We start from the raw sequence: 1642 nt of genomic DNA, 5'->3' as shown, positions 1-1642 counted from the left end.
TCCAGGGCATCCGGCTCCTCATCCGGCGAACTGGCGGGAACCACCTCTTCTTCCGGTGAAACCGCCGACTCCTCCAACGCCTCCACCAGTTCCAGGGGATCCGACTCTTCCTCTTCGGCCTGAAGCACCTGCTCGGGGGATTCCAAGGCATGCAAAAGGTCGAGGGCTTCATCCCGCTCCGATTCCGCCACGGGAATCGTCACGGAGGGGGAGTCCTCGTTCTCTTCCAGTGCGGCTACCAGTTCCAAAGCCTCCGGCTCCCCGGACGACCCCTCCTCCAGCGCCTCCAGCAGATCCGCAGCCTCATCCTCCCCACTCAACGACTCAGGCTCCGCAACCGGTGCCGGTGTGTCGAACCCGGACGACTTCTCCGCTTCTTCTCCCGAAGGCAAGGCCTCCGATGCCTCCAACGCCGCCAGAAGATCGGAAACCTCTTCTTCCTCTTCCCCCGGACCACCCGGATCCGGCAGCAAGCGCTCCCCGGCTGCGGCGGTTTCCTCCGGGAGCAACCCCTCCATTTCGTCGAGGGCGGTCATGGCCTCCCCGGAAACGTCCATGGCCTCCGACAACTCCGGAAGTTCGCCTTCCTCATCCGCCGGACCAGGCGACGAACCGTCATCCGGAGCATCCCCACCGCCCTCTTCCGCCTCTTCACCGGCCACCAGCAAAGCGGCCAGCCCGGCGCCATCGTCATCCGGCAGCGCCGACGCCTCATACCCCTCTTCCGGGGATAACACCTCCGGCTCCTCTTCTTCCAGCCCGGCCAGAGGTTCCGCCGGATCGAACGGAGCTTCCTCCATCTCCGACAGCTCTCCATCCCCTTCTTCGGGCAGAGTCTCTTCCCCGGCGAACGCTGCCATCAATGCGTCGTCGGACTCCTCCTCTTCCCTGGGCAACCCTTCCGTCAGCAGCTCTTCATCCTCCTCCAGACCGGCGAGGGCATCACCCAGGTCGATACCGAGTCCGTCCGCCATCCCATCGGACTCCTCCTCCAACGGAAGTTCCCAGGCCCCGTCGCCGGAAGATCCCGAGGAACCCTCGCCCTCCTCGGCCATCTCCTCACTCGGGTCGGTGGCCGATTCCGGATCGTCCTCCCCAGAAAGCTCGCTCAAATCATCCAAACCATCCAGATGATCCGCCGGGCCCGGTTCCTCACCATCTTCGGGCAGCAGCGCGGGGTCGAAGGTGTCACCCACTTCATCGCTCAAGTCGGCAAAGGCCATCTCTTCCCCCTCAACGGCGATCGCGTCGGCAACTTCCGGTTCAACCCCATCCACCTCTTCATCCGCAACATCCCACCCGGCAACGGGATCCGACTCGGGGACTACCGCTTCGGCAACGGGATCCGACTCGGGGACTACCGTTTCGGCAACGGGATCCGACTCGGGGACTACCGCTTCGGCAACGGGATCCGATTCGGGGACTACCGCTTCGGCAACGGGATCCGACTCGGGGACTGCCGCTTCGGCAACGGGATCCGACTCGGGGACTGCCGCTTCGGCAACGGGATCCGACTCGGGGACTGCCGCTTCGGCAACGGGATCCGACTCGGGGACTGCCGCTTCGGCAACGGGATCCGACTCGGGGACTGCCGCTTCGGCAACGGGGTCCGACTCGGGTACTGCCGCTTCGGCAACGGGGT

General features: G+C 65.2%; 1 protein-coding gene. It reads right to left on the bottom strand.

What is annotated here, in order from left to right:
* A partial coding sequence (locus HQL56_05555) for a hypothetical protein (protein ID MBF0308974.1) occupies positions 1-1642 on the bottom strand: 1642 nt, incomplete at both ends.

This window comes from Magnetococcales bacterium (genome assembly GCA_015231925.1).
Lineage (GTDB): Bacteria > Pseudomonadota > Magnetococcia > Magnetococcales > JADGAQ01 > JADGAQ01.
Note: the sequence above shows the minus strand (reverse complement) of the source record. Positions and strands in the feature narration are given on the sequence as shown.